This window comes from Sporosarcina sp. Y1004, from assembly GCF_057669665.1.
Window position 1 is genome coordinate 126,172 of record NZ_JBYHFQ010000005.1, and the last position, 17,314, is coordinate 143,485.

Consider the following 17,314-nt stretch of genomic DNA (forward strand, 5'->3'; position numbering starts at 1 on the left):
GAAGCGACACTTCATTTAGGCTGACTTTTTTATTTTATCGATTAATTGTAATGAGTGAAATCTTATCTATCGGGATGATATTTATTTCATCCTCCACTTTTAAAACAATCGTTTCTTTATTCACGTCTGTTAGAAGCCCTTCCACTGTTGAACCGTCAACTTTCACTTGAATTCGTTTAGCTTCTACTATAAGCAAATAAATATCTAAATGAATTCTGAAGAATAAGTGAATTAATTCTGGTGATGACGAAACGACCTCACCAAAGTTAAATGTTAAATTCCGACGTAAACAAGGATCTATCTCGGTTAATTTTGGATCAGGATAAGACTCTGCATATCGGCCAGAAGGCTTAATGTTTTCAATTTGACGATAAGGTAAAATTGAAACAATTCCCTCTTCCTGTAGGACGACAAAAGTAAATCCAGCTAAGGTTACTATTCCTTCAATCGTCTCACTTAGTTGATTTGTAATTTCAACTCGTAAACCAATTAATCCGTCAAATACTTTTTGAAATGTTTCTTCTGGCGACCGCTCATCTGCTAATGCAAGATCCAGTAGCAGTTCATTTGCATCTCTAATTTTTTCAATAACTCTTTCTAAAACTTCTGGCGGCAGACAGTCCACGGGGGAAGGGAGTCGCGGAGAAGGAAATAGTTCTGGACAACATCGCTCTGGAATATAAAAATCATTTTTTTGTTCTTGTTCCATTTTCTCACCTCCTTTCTTAAGTCATTTATGTAGAAAAAAGAGAAGAATACTCTCTTCTCTTCTTTATTGCTCTAACGGGGGTAAGTGTTCATTCGGCTCACTGTGCACCCTCATAATCCCCCACATGCCTTGCTCGATGTCCCATTGAATATTTCCAGAACGGTACATATAATCTCCTGGGAAATTCCCGTAAGCACCAGCCCCGCCCAACAGCTCCATGTTCCGTGTAGCCCCAGCTACGTTAAATCCAACAAATGATTCTGTTCGAGTATTAATATCCTTGGTATCAAAACGCCAGCGATGACCATGAAGATGGAACGTGTGTGACCTTCGTCTTTCTGCTGGCGTGACCAACCGAATTGTTACTGGATCCCCTGCATAACTTTCAAACAGCGGAGTAGCTGGATCACCGAACACATGTGAACTAAATAAATCGTGCAACACCGGATGTTTTTGATAACGATTAATTAATCGTTCGCTTCGATAATTAAAGCCCCTCGATCCTTGATCATACGTATCAACTACTTCTTCTTCAGCATCTATCGGTGGCAAGAGAATTCCAGCAATTGGGTCGAGAATAACCCGATCGTTTTTATCAAGCAGTCTTACTCCATCATGCATGATGATGACAAATTCCCTTATATCCGGTAAAAATGGGTTGCGTAAAATGACATTCGCTCCAGTGCGAACCGGCTTTAGTGTATATGGATCCAAATATTCCGTTCCCCTCGGCTCTGCAATAAATGCCCCGAAGGCTCCCTGAGATTTGTGGTTGCGGATATCTGCCATATCCCACATGCCACATGCCCCCACTTGAGTATCCACAAACCAGCGATACGTCCTTTTCTCTCCAGGTCCAACGGTTTGGTCGCCATTGAACCCGACTGTTTCTCCTGCCGAGGTTTTCACATCATACTCAATCAATTGAGGATGCAGCGAGATTCGTAAAGATGGTGGATAAAAGGCTTGCTCTTTCACCTCTGGATAAGGATATATGCCATCTTTGAAGGGAAATAAATCAAGCTTTAATTGACTTGTCAACGTCACTTCTACTGTATCTCCGACATTGGCCCGAATGATTAACGGCTCTAGCCTTTTTGTTCCTTTTAAAATAGCATCCATATCTTCCTTGAGTGCAAAGATGATTCCATTTGGATCGTGATCACCGAAATCGTTGTAAATAATCGGAAGTTGGAAAGCAACAATATCAAAATAGCGAATTGGTCCCTTTTCGACTGGAATTAATGTGGGGTCTTCCGCTTGCGGCGGATTTGTTCCAGTACATTCAGGCAGCGGTTTTGTTCGCTTTAACGGCTCTGGTCGGTCCGGTAAAGGTATTAAATCCGGCACCTTTTCGTCAAATGCCCGAATTAGGCCCCAAAGTCCGTTCCATAAATCTTCTTCTGTCTCGAACGCCCACAAATAATCTCCAGCCCGTGGAATAAACGATTCCATCGTAAACGATTCTGAAATACCGATATGCTGCTGCTCTTCCATATTAGAATTCAGACTGCCGCGCTCCCTCATCCACTTCAATCCATGGACATTAAAGCTATGGGATTCTTCTTGAGCTCCTTGAAGGAGGCGAAAGCGAATCGAATCCCCCTCGTATGCCCTTAGTATTGGGGTAATAGGATCACCATTCACATAGGAACTGAACGTAAAAGCAGGGTCGCAATCCGGACCTAAACGAAATTGCAGTGGTTCGTTTTTATAATTTACACCGAATACTCCAGGGTCATCTTCAGAACCTGGAAACTTTGGCGGTTGGAGCGGTTTTCCATTTTTATCAAACAACAAGGCAAAATCCTGAACAAATAACACAAAATCGCGGTAATCAGGAATTAATGGGTTCGTCGCAGTAATTTGTGCGCCATGAACGACTTCCTCTCCTGATGTTGAGTCGAGAAATTTCGTAAAGCGAGGATGAATAACACCCGATCCAAATACACCATGCTGTTGATGAGCATTTGGATATAAATGATCATGGAAGAACCATGCTTTTAATTCGGAATCTGCGTAATATGAGTACTGTATTGTTTCACCCGGTAAAACGGAGGAATCATAATTCCATCCGACATTCGCTCCGTCATTCACAAGAACATCAAATTTGACAAAGTGGATATGGAAGCCAGTTTCGTACGTTCTTGTGACGAGTTGGAATGCATCACCATCGAGAATGTGTGGCAATTTGTTTGTGAAATTAATGCGAATGCAAGTATGTTCCGGTGAATGGATTACGAGAGGCTCCGGTTCTTTTTTACCGGAACAAATATCTTCTAAATCTTTATCGAGAACAAACATCCGTCCTTTTGGATCATGCCAACCTTGTTTGTTGTATGTGATTGGCAACTCGATTAACGAGATGTTAAATTCATTCACCGGTGCCTCTTCAGGACAAGGATCAACAAATACCGCGCCAGGTCGCGGATTTTCAATCGCTGCTTGGCGCTCCAGTTCAGTCAATCCTCGCCCGCCTATTATACCTAGCGGCGGCCGCGGCGCCTTGTGCCCAACTTTACCAGGAATAAAATTCGGGAATCCCGGTTTTAATTTTGTTGGCTTCGGCGGCGCTTTTCGGTCCGGCAATGGATGTAGCGATTTAATGGGAACACCATTAGGATAACACTGGCTTCCATCTTGAAGCGTATTAAAAACCCGGTTCATTCCCCACATTCCAACCGCAAAATGTGGATAAAGATGGCAGTGAATAATCGCATCACCAAAAGAACCTTGCAAACTACCTAAACCATACAGCGGTTCAATCGTGTAATGAGACTGTGGACTGGTCGCTTGCGCATCAAAAATTTCAGATTCGAGGTCTTGCGGATCGCTCAACCATTGATGAACATGATAATGAAAGACATGTGTTTCTTTTGCACCGCCGTGCATAACTCGAATTTTGGCAGGGTCTCCTACATATCCCCGCAAAATCGGTGTGGATGGATCGCCAAATACCCATGAATCATGGTGAACTTCTTCTCCTTCAGTATTTGGACCAACGACCCCTTCTGCGATAAGCTGTTGGCGCCTGTTTATCGGTTCAAATCGGTAATTAGCGCCGTGAAATGATTCCTCATCCTGGTTCGTTAAATGATTGATTGGACGATTCCCGGTTAAATCATCCACTTCCATTTCATCATGAAAAATCCAAGCATATTCCCGGAAGGAAGGTAAAATCGGATGATGAACATCAGCATACACGCCACTATTCATCAGCTTCCCAGTCTCAGGATCCGTCCACCAGGAAAAACGTTTCTCGACAAACAACGCACCGAACAGACCGTTTGAATTGGAACCATTTTCACTGCTAGATGGATTACCTAAATCAGAAAAGTAATACGTTCCTTCTTTTACTACATTTATTCGATACAAAATCGAATCGGAAGGAGCCACTGTACTGTCTTTGTTTAGTCCAACATTCGCTCCATCAGCTTGGTCCACTTCATACTCTGCTTGTTGAAAATGCATACCTATGTTAAAAGATAGTTTATTTTCAAGCAAAATTTCCACTGTTTCTCCTTCATTCGCCCGGATCACAAGAGGCTGAACAACATCAACGGGAGTGAACAGATTTTTTTTCACTAATTCCTTTACTTTCTGTTCATTTTCTTTTAACACATACATCATTCCATTTGGATTATGATCACCAAACGTATTCAAGACGATTCGAATCGGAATGGCTACTACATGATACTTTCTTATCATAATGACGCCTCTTTTCTAACTAATCTTTTAAATCAGGAATTTTTGCTCCAATCCCCGTTTCAATATAGAACACATCAATTGCGTCGATATGCACGTACCATTCTTTTTTCTCTAAAGCAGGTACTGATGTCGTTTGCACATCCAATAAGACGATATCTCCAAGTATTTCTTTTATTTTCCCGATAAACATAAATGGAAATGATTCCGTCAGTATAAACACTCTTCGCCCGATATTTTTGCTAAAATGTTTGACGAGGGCCATCTCTCTAGTGTCATTAACTGTGCTGGCTTCATTCTGGTTAGTCATTTACTCATCACTCCTCTATTATGCTAATGGGAACACCAAGTCACTAGGTACTTCAGTTGAATAAGATACAATTTGCTCAAGTGGAATACTAATTGGAAACGGGAACTTATAAAATGGAGCATTTACCATTTTAATGATGACAGGCGACAGTGTTATATGCCCTTGATGGACGTCGGAAATTGTTCCAGCGAAAACGGGCCGAAATACTTGCCCCAACAAGTTAAGCTGTACTGCCTTTGTAATAACAAGCACTTCTTCCCCCATCAACTTTTTTAATTCCAAAAATAATTTATCTTCGGTATGTTCCAATCATAAAGCCTCCCATTTTCAAAATTTATTACTTTTCATTTGATCGTTTATTTAAAAATAGACTTTAACACCTTTTTCCATACAGGAAACATCCCAATCGTAGACACATATCGAATATCGCTTAATTTGATAACTTTCTCTGTCTTAAACAATTGAAGGAATAGCTCTTTTTTCGTCGTCTTTGTTATTTTTCCAAAAAATGCTTTTTCAGCCATTTTCACTTCTACCCACATTCCTCCCCATGAGTGAAGATTTGTTCGTAAAGATTCTTCAAAAAACTGTTTAATTAGCGCTTCCCTTTTAGCCACTGTCTCGCCGAATTGGAGCACGAGCTTTTGCTGCAACTGGTTATCATATATAAAGTGTTGATGGGTGTTTGAATAGGTAGGAAAACCGAAGGGAATGTTTGCGGATTCGATTGCAGTATAAGGGATCCAAATTCTTTTTTGAAGGTTAGTTAGCATTACGAAGTCTCTTCCAATTGTTGCGACTTTTCCCTCTGTCGTTATTTTTACATCTTCTTCGACAACGGAAGAAACTACCACTTGTTGATTTCGTTTCATTTTAAAAAACTGTTTCAACATAAGAGGCTTTCTGCGTTTTTCATCCCGATTAGCTACGTTAAATAAATTTTTCTGGCTATTGTATTCTGTAAGAATTCTCGTTTCTTCTAAGGAAACTGCACTTGTTGGAGACGAAAAGGAAGGAAGACTCTTCAATTCTTCCTCTGTCTTCTTTTCCTTCCCAAAAATTCCAAGCTCTTCTTGCACCATGTTTACCTCCAAACTACTCCTTTTTCATAATGAATGAATAACGAATGAATGAATGAATGGTTATAAATTAAAAATCGGAATATTTCACCTCCTTCAAGAGAATGCATCTGCAGTTCATTTTAATAGCTTCTGCAAATGGTCAGCAATTTCTTCGATATTCACTCGTTTATTACCTATTGCCATATCGTGATAAGCTCTTACTTGATCATTTGCATCCACTACATACATAGACGTTGAATGAGTTACAAATCCCCCCGCATCTTTTTCATAGAAAAAATTGAAGTATTGAGTAAACTTTTTTGTATCTACTTCCGAACCTCTTAAAAATAACCAATTGGGACTATCAATTTCAAAATTTTCCTTATACTGTATTATCCTCTCTTCCGTATCGTATTCAGGATCTAACGTGACTGCTAGGATAAGGTACTCATTTTCTGAAATACCTTTTTCCTTCATTAATTCCTGCAAATCTTTTAAGTCCCACATTGTAGTCGGACAAATGTCTGGACAGTTTGTAAAGAAGAAAGTAATTAGCTTCGGTTTTGTTTGAATGGATACATCTTTTCCACTCACTTCAGTCAGTGTCCACTCCTCTACTGTGCCAATTTTCGGCAAATCGATTGATTTTGGCCATAAGAAATAGAATGCAGTGAATCCGATGACGAATAAGAGTACACCTATAAATACTTTCACTAGAATTCTCCCCTCAGTCTCTTCATTTAAGGAAGTCAGATTACACCTTTAACGAATAGCGGATGAAATGACTTACGAGCGCATGAAGACAAGCAGTGAAAATAGCAAGACTATACATGTTTGTCGCAATCGTTGCTTCAGACTCGATTGGGATGTTGCATAGAGCTGGATTTTGAAGAACAGCACCGAGCATCATTCCCATTATCCCCCCCATTGCGCCGTTATAAATACCGTTTAGAGCGGCCGGGGCTTTTATTGTTGAACCAAATTTCCAACCGATAAATAACCCAACTACTATAGGAAGGAGATAAAAAGCCTTTAGATCTGCTGGAAGCAACAGTTTAAGGTACAGTGCCAAGACAAATGAAGCTATCATGGTGATGGCCATACACATCGTCTGCGTAAAACGATCATCAAATAATAAATGTTTCTTTTTAAAAATCCTATATACAGAACTTACTTCAACTATGTTCCAGATAAACAATAGGTAGATGAGTAGCAAGGCTGACATCACGACCTTTTAATTGAAATAAAAATAGTGAATAAACTTAAAACAAAAAAGCCGTGAATGAACCAGATAAACAACGATGGCATTTCTATAACTATTCCGATCATCGGTGACATCAACCCAATGATTATTCCATTCGTTAAACCCGTCACAAACGTTTGATAATCGAATAACAGACCAAACAAGGCTCCAGTTAGTAATCCTGCCAGTGTGGAGATAACGGTAACTAAGGTGAAATGAAAGGGATATTGGAGTATCAGTAGTACACCAGACAGTAAAGCATTCATGCCCCCCATAACAATGCTAATATTCATCCCTAATTGAAACCCGATAAGCTTCTTAATTCCACGTAAATACAAATAAAAAACAAGAAATATGCATATATCCACATACATAAAAACTAAGATTGCAGTTTCAGACATGGCCCCACCTCTACATAAGTAATGCTATAGGAGGTGCAAAAGAAACTTGTCCAATGGATAAACCATAGTAACCCTATCAATTCACATCCCCTCTACATAGACTATGTTGTGAAGGAATTTATTAAATAATTTCTAAACGATTTATATATTTAGAGGAGGAGTTTTATGGAAGTCGGACCCATTAATGCGTTTGATGGATTCCCTGTTTGGTATAAAGATGAGAATGGTTTACGCCTTCAACTAAACGTTGACCCTACTGACCCATTCTCTGGCATTACACCTGCTGATTTACCTGATCCAGCACAACCCGTTTCTTTTCCTGACAATTATCCAGGAGAAGCTTTTTATCATCAAGTCGAAGCTGAAATGACTACGGGTACAGGTGAAAGAGCGAGGCTCGTTTTAGCATTAGAAGCTGCATTTGTGAATGAAGTGCCGAGGGTCGAGGAACAAGTTGTATTTGGTAGAGTTCGTATTCGTATTTTCGGATTACGACCAAATGCGGAGTATACCGTCACTCACCCGTACGGAGTCGATACATTCATCGCGGAATCTGACGATGGAACTGCCGAAATTAATTTCACAGAAGATATTGGAGGATTTAACGGAGGAGATTTTGAACTTGCACTGAAAAGCCGTGTATTTCCATTTTTACAATGGGATCCAAACATAGCACCTGCAGCGCCTGAAGGTTATATTGGCGATCCAAATGTTCCACACGAAATAGTAGGCAGCTTGTTTGTGGATCAATTTGGGCAACCTCAAAATTTCTTCAGGATTGAAGGTTCTGGAATCGGTATAGGGTCACCGGATCGTTCAATGACACCAGGGCTTTCTCCTGATAATTCTATTGAAACTAGAAATTTTACAGTTGTTGGTAAAATTTCAACAATCTCAGGTGTTGATGTTTTGAGAGCCACTTTTACACAAACCGCAAGTACGGACGGATTAATAGATGTTTTTGCCACATCAGATGATATCGCTCAAATTATTGAAGTGACTGGTAACGGCATTAATCCAACGCAATTACAAGGCAGTAATGGACACTATTTTGCACGTGTTGGATATTCTGGTGAAACGCCTCCCACTTCGATTACTGTCACTAATCTAACTGATAATCCAAACAGTATAAAAGAAGTAGTACCTGTAGATTTTATTTCTGCGTCCGCTAATTTTGATACGGATTCGCAAAACCTTTCGATTACAGCTTCATCAAGTGATTCTGTTCGGACGCCTATTCTATCTGTCTCGGATTTTGGATTGGGAGAACTAACCATTCCTTCAGAAGGAACTCTTAATACGAATCTAACGTTTACACCACCTCATGTAATCATTACGTCTTCAGCTGGAGGCGAAAGAACGATACCCGTATCAGTATCCGGATTACCGAATGGTCCGATTCCAGTAACAGCCCATGCTGGTGATGACCAAACAGTCCTATTCGGTTCACCAGTTACACTTAATGGCCTCAATTCTACTGGTATCATTACTACTTTTAGTTGGACTCAACTATCGGGGACCGAAATCACTCTAGAAGCCGCGAATACGGCAACTCCAACTTTTACAGCGCCAAGTTCCGAAACAACACTACTATTTGAATTAACCGTTGATGGAGAAGGAGGACCTTCCAAAGATACAGTAGTCGTCGACATTATCGAATTTGCCTCAATACCGATTGCCAATGCAGGACCAAACCAAAGTGTCCAACAGGGAGAAGTTGTTACGTTGTCTGGGAGTGCAACTGGTACTGTGACAAACTATCAGTGGGAACAAATCTCAGGTCCTATAGTTCAGTTAACAAATGCAAATACGGCAACAGCAACATTTCAATTTCCCAATCAAACAGCTCCACTTTCTTTTCGACTAACAGTTAACGGACCCGGAGGCACTTCATTTGACGAAATCCAAGTGACGACTGTCCCCTTAATTCTTTCAATAACTCGTGCTGAATTTCGATCAAGAGATGCGGAATGGCGAATTAGTGGAAATTCAGATGTCATTGGAATTGGAGCTACTATTTCTATCTATATTGGCAATTCGTTGAGCGGTCTCCTCCTTTCTCAAGTGGCGGTTGATGCACTGGGAGAATGGGCGTATCGAATAGAAGATTCTATTGTGCAACCCGACGAAACGAGAGCAGTTTCTATTCAATCCAGCTCAAGTGCAACACTCATAAATGTTCCACTAGATATTAGAAGGTAACAGCGATGAAGGTAAAGGGAGGTTAATAAATGGAAAACTGTAAAAACTGCGGAGTGGGCCAGCCCTGTAAGTGTCAACGTGGCCCTAGAGGCCCGAGGGGTTATCAAGGCTTTACTGGATTAGATGGTGAAAAAGGAGAAAAAGGCGAAACAGGAAAACAAGGCGTCAAAGGGGATCGAGGTCCCCGGGGCTATGAAGGACCACCTGGAATAGTTGGGGAACGTGGGGAAAAAGGAGAACAAGGTGACAAAGGTGACAAAGGCGACAAAGGCGACAAAGGCGACAAAGGCGACAAAGGCGATCGAGGTCCCCAGGGCTATGATGGATCGTCTGGATTAGTTGGGGAACGAGGAGAAACAGGAAAACAAGGTGTCAAAGGTGATCGAGGTCCCCGGGGCTATGATGGATCGTCTGGATTAGATGGGAAACGAGGAGAAACAGGAAAACAAGGCCCCCATGGGATTCAAGGACCTAAAGGAGACAAAGGAGATACAGGAGATACAGGACCTGCAGGACCGATTAATGTTGCTTACGGCTTCGCCTATACCGAATTGGAGAGTTCTGGAAGTGGTAATATCAAATTTCGTATCGCTACGCCTCTGCAAGATGTTGGATTTTCACCCGAAGGCTTAGTGATAGGTAAAGACGGAATTTATCAAATCAGCTATAAAGTAGTATTGGTATCAAAAGCGATTACATGCGTTCCTTCAAAGTTCTATATAGAAATCAATGAAAAAATTAAGGCATCATCATCAATGACTGAATCCACTACTGCTAATACACTCACTTCCAGTCTCTTGTTTTCGTTACAAGAAGGTGATCTTGTAAAACTTGTTGCTGAATTACAAGAAAACTTCAGTTACAAACTGGCGACATTACAACTCGTTCGTGTGGGATAAATCTTTTTTAGTTAGTAATTTTCAAATATGGATTAAGTAAAGTTAGCACATCTGTTGATTTACCACTTACTTGCAAAAACACTGACGAGAAGGGCTTGAGAACCGCCATTTTTACTGGATTATTTTCGTTCCGCTTTCGGCGAATTAATCACTACCCTTTTGCCGAGGGGCAGGTGTGGCTAGAAGTGACTCCGTCACATCTAGCCACACTCTTTTCGGTCATCCTGTTGTGAATAATTGCCTGTCGCATTCCTATAGTATTTAAGTGAAAAATGTAGTTTCTTTTAAAAAAAGAATAGATGAGCTTTTATAAGAATGTAAGTGCCCTATGATGCAATTTAGGGCACTCTTGCACGTTGTATGTAGAAGGTTTGAGCGGTCAAAATTGTATCTCTGACCGCTTCTTGTAGCTGTATCTTTGGAGAGCGACGGATGAACAAAACCAAGAGCAACTATACACGTAGTCCCCAGTGTGTGATCAAGTTATTTACTAGTTATTATTGGTTCATCAACAAACGTGTAAAGGTAACATAAATCGCTTCAGACGCTAATCCACTCTGTTTTTGATATACTTTAAGAAGTATGTACTAGAATGGAGTGAGCAGAATGCAAACGATAAAAGGTAAAAACGCAATAATTACTGGAGCAGGTAGAGGTATCGGTCGTGCGACAGCAATCGCTTTTGCGAAAGAAGGTATAAACGTTGGTCTTATCGGAAAAACAGCTGCTAATCTTGAAAAGGTTGCAGAAGAACTTCGACAATACGAAGTTGAGGTGACGATGGCAACCGCTGATGTATCAAATAACGAATCCGTCATTGCCGCTGTCGAACATGTTAAATCTGAACTTGGTCCAATTGATATCCTCATTAACAATGCGGGCATCGGTAAATTCGGTAAGTTCCTCGAACTATCACCGGAAGAATTCAAAAATATTATCGATGTCAACTTAATGGGCGTCTATTATGTCACAAGAGCAGTTCTGCCAGAGATGATTGAAAGAGAATCAGGCGATATTATTAATATCTCCTCTACCGCCGGACAAAAAGGCGCACCTGTTACAAGCGCATACAGTGCCTCAAAATTCGGAGTTCTCGGACTTACGGAATCCCTTATGCTTGAAGTAAGAAAGCATAACATTCGTGTTAGCGCATTGACACCGAGTACAGTAGCTACAGATTTGGCGTTCGAAGAAAATCTTACGGACGGCAATCCTGACAAAGTGATGCAGCCGGAAGATCTTGCTGAAGTAATGGTTGCCCAGTTGAAACTGCATCCACGAATTCTTGTTAAATCGGCAGGTTTATGGTCAACGAATCCTTAATAAAACTTGATACATTTCTACAAAACAAAAGGACCTTTTCATAAAGGTCCTTTTGTTTTTGTGTTTTCAAGTAACTCTTCTTATAGTTAATGATAATATTAGTTTTGCTAAGCTTAAACCTCTCCCTGATCCATAACTCCATCTTCTTTTCTCCTCAAAAGTATCAATAAAGCGACAGCAAAACAAATTATTGAGAAAAGTCCTAATAACTGTATAGGGGGTTCTCCCCCATAAAAATAGAATGATAATGGCAATGAAACAATACCTAATCCTAAAAAACTTTTCCAACTCCGAACTATTAATGCATAAAACAAGGTAATGACTGAAATCAATAGTGATAGCCCAAATAAAACAGGGAATAAAATCGCCATATTTACCTCCCTCTAGACGTTCTGCCTGTTTATTTAAATAACACACTTATACAAGCTACTTCGGAATCCTTGGACGATTTTGCTTTATTTAAAAAAGTCCATTTTGCTCATCTCGCCGCGCCGCCTCTCGTAGTGAATCTGATTCCGCTGAGTTCTGATTTAATGACTTTTCCCGCTCATTAAAACTGTATTTCCGCCCAGTCAGAAAATCCACAAGATAGCCGCCTACTATCAAAGTCACCATGGAGCCCCAGAAAACCCACATCACCCAATGCATAACATTCCCTCCCCATTTCAACAGATACGTAGCTTTTGGCTAAATGTTACGTTTAATTTACTAAAGAAATAACCAGCCTTGTTAGTTTAAATACTCTTCTACTGATTGCAGGAAATCTCCCATTATCTGGAGGATTGAGATTTTTTTAAGCTTTTCATATGATGGTAAAACTATTAATCACATTCAAAAAAACAACTTGTAAATTACATATCCAACTAGTAATGAAATTATTAATAGCCCCATACCTTTCCAACCCAGTCCACCTGCTAAATCAACTAAATTGCCATTTTCAGCTCGATTTAATCCTTCTCTCAATGCACCTGTTGGATTTTTTTTGAGTTCTTCTTGTCTTAATCTCTCTCTTTTATCTGCCGGAGTTTCTTGTAGATTATTCAAACCAAACACCCCCTAAACAATACTGTACTATCAGGTTTTTTGCTGTTAATAGAAGAAGTAAAACTTAAATCCTGATTAAATGCCCAAGCATATTCCCCTGTTTCAGTATCGAATTTACTTTTTTAAAAATCAAAGAGAAATAACGTTTATTGTTTAAGTGGAGCGCCCGGTAAGTTAATAGTAGGTCTATTGAACTTCAATAATGAACACATAACTTGAATCACCTTCTTCCCACCTCGCATGAACGTCATATACATAAACACCTTTCTTGCTAGGCACTGTCAGTATATTTCCTTTTAAGTTTACGTTGTCTGCTTTAGCATCGTTTATCCATATATTCGCACCTAATGTACTTTTTTTAGGTTTATTCTTAAAATCTATTTTCAAATTGGCTTCAGGCGAAACGACAACTGCTTTCAATTCATGATGTGCTACGATTCCAGGTGGAGAAATCATATCTACACAGATTGAGTTCAAGAACCCCTCCCAGCAATAAGTTCCTTGCGCTGTGGTTATTTTCATGTCACCAACAGTTATCGTCGGTGAAGGTGGTTTGGAGGAATCGGATATTCGAATAATGCCATAAACTACAAGACCTATAACAATCAATAGTAAAGCGAGGCGTAAAATCTTAGCCATATAGTTCCTCCTTGGCTTTATAAACTTATTCCTTTCTCAACATCCGACTTCTCTTTGGAAAAAATAATGACGCCTATTGCCTGACCCAATTCATGTTAAACTTCAAACACTGGGATTCCTACTAAATAAAAAAGAGAAAATGAAATCAATTTTCTATCCCCCTGGATTTATATGACTCAGAAACCATTAACAATCATTCTAAAACCTGACTGGTAGTAGATTCTTTTTTTAACAAACAACCCATTTATTGAAAATGAACAGATACTTGTTCTATACTCCCAATATTCGACTCAGTGAATACGAATACCTTTTTACTCTTTGTTTACTTTTTGAACAGAAACCCTATCATCCTTTTGCTGAAGCGTAATCGAAGGAAATCTTTGCATCGACCTATTTAGGATTGTATGCAAATTGAAAAGGCTGATTCCTTTCCATATTTATTAATTCCCTAAAAATAATATAAAAAAATCAACACTGTCGATTGCCAGTGTTGATTCATGTTCTACTATGAAGTTAATTAAACTCTGAATCCATCATTGTTTGAAGCGATTCTAAATGACTACCTTCACTCACTTAATAATACGGCGATATCAGGATATACACCAACACGCCTGTAAAGCTGACGTATAGCCAAATCGGCATTGTCCATCTGGCAATTTTCTTATGACGCTCGTTCTCCATATTCCATGCACGTGCCACGCTCGTCAGCGCAAGTGGAACGATGGCTGCCGCAAGAATGATATGTGTAATTAGGATGAAATAGTAGAATCCAGCCATAAATCCTTCTCCACCATAAGATGTGGATGGCGATAGATAATGGTAAGAGACGTACGTGATCAGAAACAGAAATGTTGTGGAAAAAGCAGCATAAATAAAACGGCGATGAACTGTTATATTCCGCTTTAATATGGCGATAAGAGCACAGACAAGGAATACAAAAGTAAAACTGTTAAAGATTGCATTCATCATAGGCAGGATTGTTATATCGAATGCATCGAAATCTTTAACTCCCCGCATTCCCGAAAGAACAGCGATTGCACCGATCAGTATAACGGAAAGTATAATAATCATTGGTTTATAATTGCGTTTTTTAAACGGCTTTGCAGAGCTCCCATTATTATTCATGACAATCACTCCATTATTGTTTAGATAAAACACTATCCTTTAATTGTATAGTAAGATACCAAGCGGTGCCGTATAAAAAGGCACTTTTTTGTGAACGGGTGTCCGATTACTTTACTGCTTCACTTCTGTTCACTACTAACCAAGGTCTATCTTCTCTCCACTGAATACTAACAGGAATCCGGTATGTTTCACTCAGCAGATTATCGCTAACTACTTCTTCTTTTGGTCCACCTGCTACGACTTTCCCATCTTTAAGCAGAAGCACATGCGATATCCCTGGGACAAGCTCTTCAATATGATGGGTTACGTATACAATATGACACCCGTTCCCCATTACGTTATCAAGTGATTGTAGGAACTGTTCCCGAGATAAAATATCCAATCCTGAACATGGTTCATCCAATACAAGCATTTTGGGGTCACTCATTAAGGCTCGGGCGATGAGTACTCTTCTTTGTTCCCCTTCGGACAGTTGCAGATAGGGCTTTCCTTTTAAATACGTTAGATTTAAACTTTCAAGTAAAGAATTTGCTTTCTCCCAATCCTCTTTTTCCACTTGTTCATAAATACCGAAACTCGCAAACTTTCCGCTCACTACAACTCTTTCTATCTTTTCATTATTGTAATATTCCGCAAAGCGATCCAAGGAACTACTGACAAAACCAATTTCTTTACGCAGTTCCGGTAAGTTGGTTTTTCCAAACAGATTACCAAGAACAGAAACTTTACCGCTTGACGAGAAATTAAAACCGGACATGATATTGAGAAGTGACGTTTTCCCTGAACCATTCAAGCCAAGTATTCCCCAATGCTCATTTTGTTGAATGGACCAATTGACATCCTTTAATATTTCTCGGTCGCCTCGTTGGAACGATACATCTTTAAATGAAACAATTTCCTTCATATTAAGCAGCCTCACTTTCACAACAAAATAGGTTGACTTTTTATCATCATACCACTTCGAAATGAACCATGTTTCCTTTCCGAGAAATTTTAGTAACGTATATCGGACATTGTAATTTGTTCACTTTAAATAATGTACTACTTACACAATGTCAAGTTATATAGTTGATTAGTCGGAATTCTGCTATGCTAGTAGAATGACATATTCTTGGAGTTGAATCGAATTGAACTTGATTTTGATCATTTTACCCGTATTTATCATTTTTTTCATTGGCTTTTTAGGTCAGAGATTAATAGGCTTTGATATCAAGTCGATATCAACAGCTGCCCTATATTTAATGTCCCCCTTTTTGGCATTCCGGACATTCTACACAAATGAATTGACCATAGACTATTTTTACATCATCCTATTCAGTTTACTTCTTACAATCATTCTTCTTGTTGTTGTGTGGGTTACTTCTATCTTCATGAAAGCAACACGGCCACAGCTGTCGGCAATGATTCTTGGCGGTGTATTCATGAACAGCGGAAACTACGGAGCACCGGTTGTCCTGTTCGCATTCGGCGCTGTCGGATTTGACTATGCTGTGGTCATGATGGTGTTCCAATCGCTGCTAATGAATACAGTCGGGATTTTCTTTGCGTCCATCGGTGGTGAGGAAAAAGCTACTTTACGGCAGTCGTTTCAGCGCGTAATCCGTATGCCACTTATTTACGCAGCTATTTTAGGTATTGGACTTCAATTAGTTTCGGTATCTATCCCATCCGTATTAATGGAAGGCATCAGTCTGGTGGCAGATGCCTCGATTCCGACTGTCATGCTTGTACTTGGTATGCAGCTTGCGGTCATTTCCAAAAAGAGAGTAGCTTACCGTTATGTAACTGCGGTTACTGTCATCAGGATGTTTGCTTCTCCTATGATTGCAGTGGGTATTTTGTATTTCATGCCAGTGAACGACCTGCTTAAAGCGGTTATTATTGTCCAAGCATCAATGCCAGCTGCAGCGAATACGACGATGTTTGCATTGCAATTCGGGACGGAACCTGATTTAGTGTCGTTTACGACATTTATCACCACTCTGTTAAGTATCATAACCATTCCTATTGTCCTTTTCTTCGTAGGTGTATAACCACCCATATCGTATAACTTTCTACTTCCACGGTTAGATTGATTGTACGATGCCGAGAGAGGATGACCAACTTGGAAAAGATGCGGATCATACAGTTAATCGCACTGTTTTCTACTTTAGTTTTAATTATAGGCTGTAGCAATAGGAATATAGTGACTGAAATGGAGGACAAAACAGATACACCTAAGGAATCCATTGGTGACACATATGGCTTTACAATTTTTAATTTGACAATTGATACAAAAGATACGAAGAATGCAATTGTTGCCAATTACGATGAAAAAAGCGATAAAACAGAAGCGATCTATGAAAATAAATTGGAGGAATCCTTCTTGCACGGTAACAAAGCGATGGATAAGCTCAATACGATTTTCGAGGAGCTTTCGTTAGAACCTGATATGGATGCTGAAGATATGATCAAGAAAGCATCGGAGGCATTCGAAGTGATTGATTATACAACTTTGAAATTGGATGTGAAGTTTAAAGGTCATGACATGAAAAAATTGATGATGTCGAAGTAGTTTCATAAGTGTAAATAGAGTTTTCCCATAATTAAAGCCTTTGCGACCTGAGCATGCCTACGCTGGAGTGTTCATAACTGAAAGTAATTTTGAGATGTA

At 39.7% G+C, this 17,314-nt stretch carries 19 protein-coding genes; 5 read left to right on the forward strand and 14 right to left on the reverse strand.

Annotation, left to right across the window (positions count from 1 at the left end):
* Positions 1-34 precede the first annotated feature (34 nt).
* The 8 genes from AC25Y6_RS05580 to AC25Y6_RS05615 form a co-directional block, all read right to left on the reverse strand.
* Positions 35-709 (reverse strand): hypothetical protein, encoded by a 675-nt coding sequence (locus AC25Y6_RS05580; protein WP_488142294.1) that lies wholly within the window; start codon positions 707-709, stop codon positions 35-37.
* 63 nt (positions 710-772) lie between these two features.
* Positions 773-4,417: a multicopper oxidase domain-containing protein gene (locus AC25Y6_RS05585; protein ID WP_488142295.1), complete on the reverse strand. Its 3,645-nt coding sequence runs from the start codon at positions 4,415-4,417 to the stop codon at positions 773-775.
* 19 nt (positions 4,418-4,436) lie between these two features.
* The gene (locus tag AC25Y6_RS05590; protein WP_488142296.1) at positions 4,437-4,724 is read right to left on the reverse strand and encodes a hypothetical protein; all 288 of its coding nucleotides are present in this window, start codon (positions 4,722-4,724) and stop codon (positions 4,437-4,439) included.
* A gap of 18 nt (positions 4,725-4,742) precedes the next feature.
* On the reverse strand, positions 4,743-5,033 hold the full coding sequence (locus AC25Y6_RS05595; protein ID WP_488142297.1) for a hypothetical protein: 291 nt from the start codon (positions 5,031-5,033) through the stop codon (positions 4,743-4,745).
* 47 nt (positions 5,034-5,080) lie between these two features.
* Positions 5,081-5,806, reverse strand: a complete 726-nt coding sequence (locus tag AC25Y6_RS05600; protein ID WP_488142298.1) for a hypothetical protein — start codon at positions 5,804-5,806, stop codon at positions 5,081-5,083.
* A gap of 114 nt (positions 5,807-5,920) precedes the next feature.
* Complete coding sequence (locus tag AC25Y6_RS05605) at positions 5,921-6,499, reverse strand: SCO family protein (protein ID WP_482099980.1); 579 nt, start codon at positions 6,497-6,499, stop codon at positions 5,921-5,923.
* 40 nt (positions 6,500-6,539) lie between these two features.
* On the reverse strand, positions 6,540-6,836 hold the full coding sequence (locus AC25Y6_RS05610; RefSeq protein ID WP_488142299.1) for a hypothetical protein: 297 nt from the start codon (positions 6,834-6,836) through the stop codon (positions 6,540-6,542).
* A gap of 173 nt (positions 6,837-7,009) precedes the next feature.
* Positions 7,010-7,429, reverse strand: coding sequence for a hypothetical protein (locus AC25Y6_RS05615; protein WP_488142300.1), 420 nt, complete (start codon positions 7,427-7,429; stop codon positions 7,010-7,012).
* Between the two features lie 165 nt (positions 7,430-7,594).
* Here AC25Y6_RS05615 and AC25Y6_RS05620 point away from each other — a divergent pair, with 165 nt between their 5' ends.
* From AC25Y6_RS05620 to AC25Y6_RS05630, 3 genes are all read left to right on the forward strand, one after another.
* Positions 7,595-9,631 carry a PKD domain-containing protein gene (locus AC25Y6_RS05620; protein WP_488142301.1) on the forward strand — a complete coding sequence of 679 codons (2,037 nt, stop codon included), beginning with the start codon at positions 7,595-7,597 and terminating at the stop codon, positions 9,629-9,631.
* A gap of 29 nt (positions 9,632-9,660) precedes the next feature.
* Positions 9,661-10,530, forward strand: a complete 870-nt coding sequence (locus tag AC25Y6_RS05625; RefSeq protein ID WP_488142302.1) for a collagen-like domain-containing protein — start codon at positions 9,661-9,663, stop codon at positions 10,528-10,530.
* A 606-nt stretch (positions 10,531-11,136) separates the two neighbouring features.
* The gene (locus AC25Y6_RS05630; RefSeq protein WP_482105601.1) at positions 11,137-11,853 is read left to right on the forward strand and encodes a 3-ketoacyl-ACP reductase; all 717 of its coding nucleotides are present in this window, start codon (positions 11,137-11,139) and stop codon (positions 11,851-11,853) included.
* A gap of 113 nt (positions 11,854-11,966) precedes the next feature.
* Here the strand turns inward: AC25Y6_RS05630 and AC25Y6_RS05635 are convergent, their stop codons facing one another.
* From AC25Y6_RS05635 to AC25Y6_RS05660, 6 genes are all read right to left on the reverse strand, one after another.
* Positions 11,967-12,224, reverse strand: coding sequence for a hypothetical protein (locus AC25Y6_RS05635; RefSeq protein WP_488142303.1), 258 nt, complete (start codon positions 12,222-12,224; stop codon positions 11,967-11,969).
* An 88-nt stretch (positions 12,225-12,312) separates the two neighbouring features.
* Positions 12,313-12,501 carry a hypothetical protein gene (locus tag AC25Y6_RS05640; RefSeq protein ID WP_482105599.1) on the reverse strand — a complete coding sequence of 63 codons (189 nt, stop codon included), beginning with the start codon at positions 12,499-12,501 and terminating at the stop codon, positions 12,313-12,315.
* A 183-nt stretch (positions 12,502-12,684) separates the two neighbouring features.
* A complete protein-coding gene (locus AC25Y6_RS05645) occupies positions 12,685-12,897 on the reverse strand; it encodes a DUF6366 family protein (RefSeq protein WP_482099987.1) in 213 nt (70 codons plus the stop codon).
* A gap of 186 nt (positions 12,898-13,083) precedes the next feature.
* On the reverse strand, positions 13,084-13,536 hold the full coding sequence (locus tag AC25Y6_RS05650; protein WP_488142304.1) for a hypothetical protein: 453 nt from the start codon (positions 13,534-13,536) through the stop codon (positions 13,084-13,086).
* A 573-nt stretch (positions 13,537-14,109) separates the two neighbouring features.
* Positions 14,110-14,661 carry a DUF420 domain-containing protein gene (locus AC25Y6_RS05655; protein WP_488138593.1) on the reverse strand — a complete coding sequence of 184 codons (552 nt, stop codon included), beginning with the start codon at positions 14,659-14,661 and terminating at the stop codon, positions 14,110-14,112.
* A gap of 106 nt (positions 14,662-14,767) precedes the next feature.
* Positions 14,768-15,565, reverse strand: coding sequence for an ABC transporter ATP-binding protein (locus tag AC25Y6_RS05660; protein ID WP_488142305.1), 798 nt, complete (start codon positions 15,563-15,565; stop codon positions 14,768-14,770).
* A gap of 223 nt (positions 15,566-15,788) precedes the next feature.
* On the opposite strand from AC25Y6_RS05660, the gene AC25Y6_RS05665 reads away from it, so the two are divergent.
* Positions 15,789-16,694 carry an AEC family transporter gene (locus AC25Y6_RS05665; protein WP_488142306.1) on the forward strand — a complete coding sequence of 302 codons (906 nt, stop codon included), beginning with the start codon at positions 15,789-15,791 and terminating at the stop codon, positions 16,692-16,694.
* Between the two features lie 161 nt (positions 16,695-16,855).
* Positions 16,856-17,215, forward strand: coding sequence for a YusW family protein (locus AC25Y6_RS05670; protein ID WP_488142329.1), 360 nt, complete (start codon positions 16,856-16,858; stop codon positions 17,213-17,215).
* The last annotated feature ends 99 nt before the right edge of the window (positions 17,216-17,314 follow it).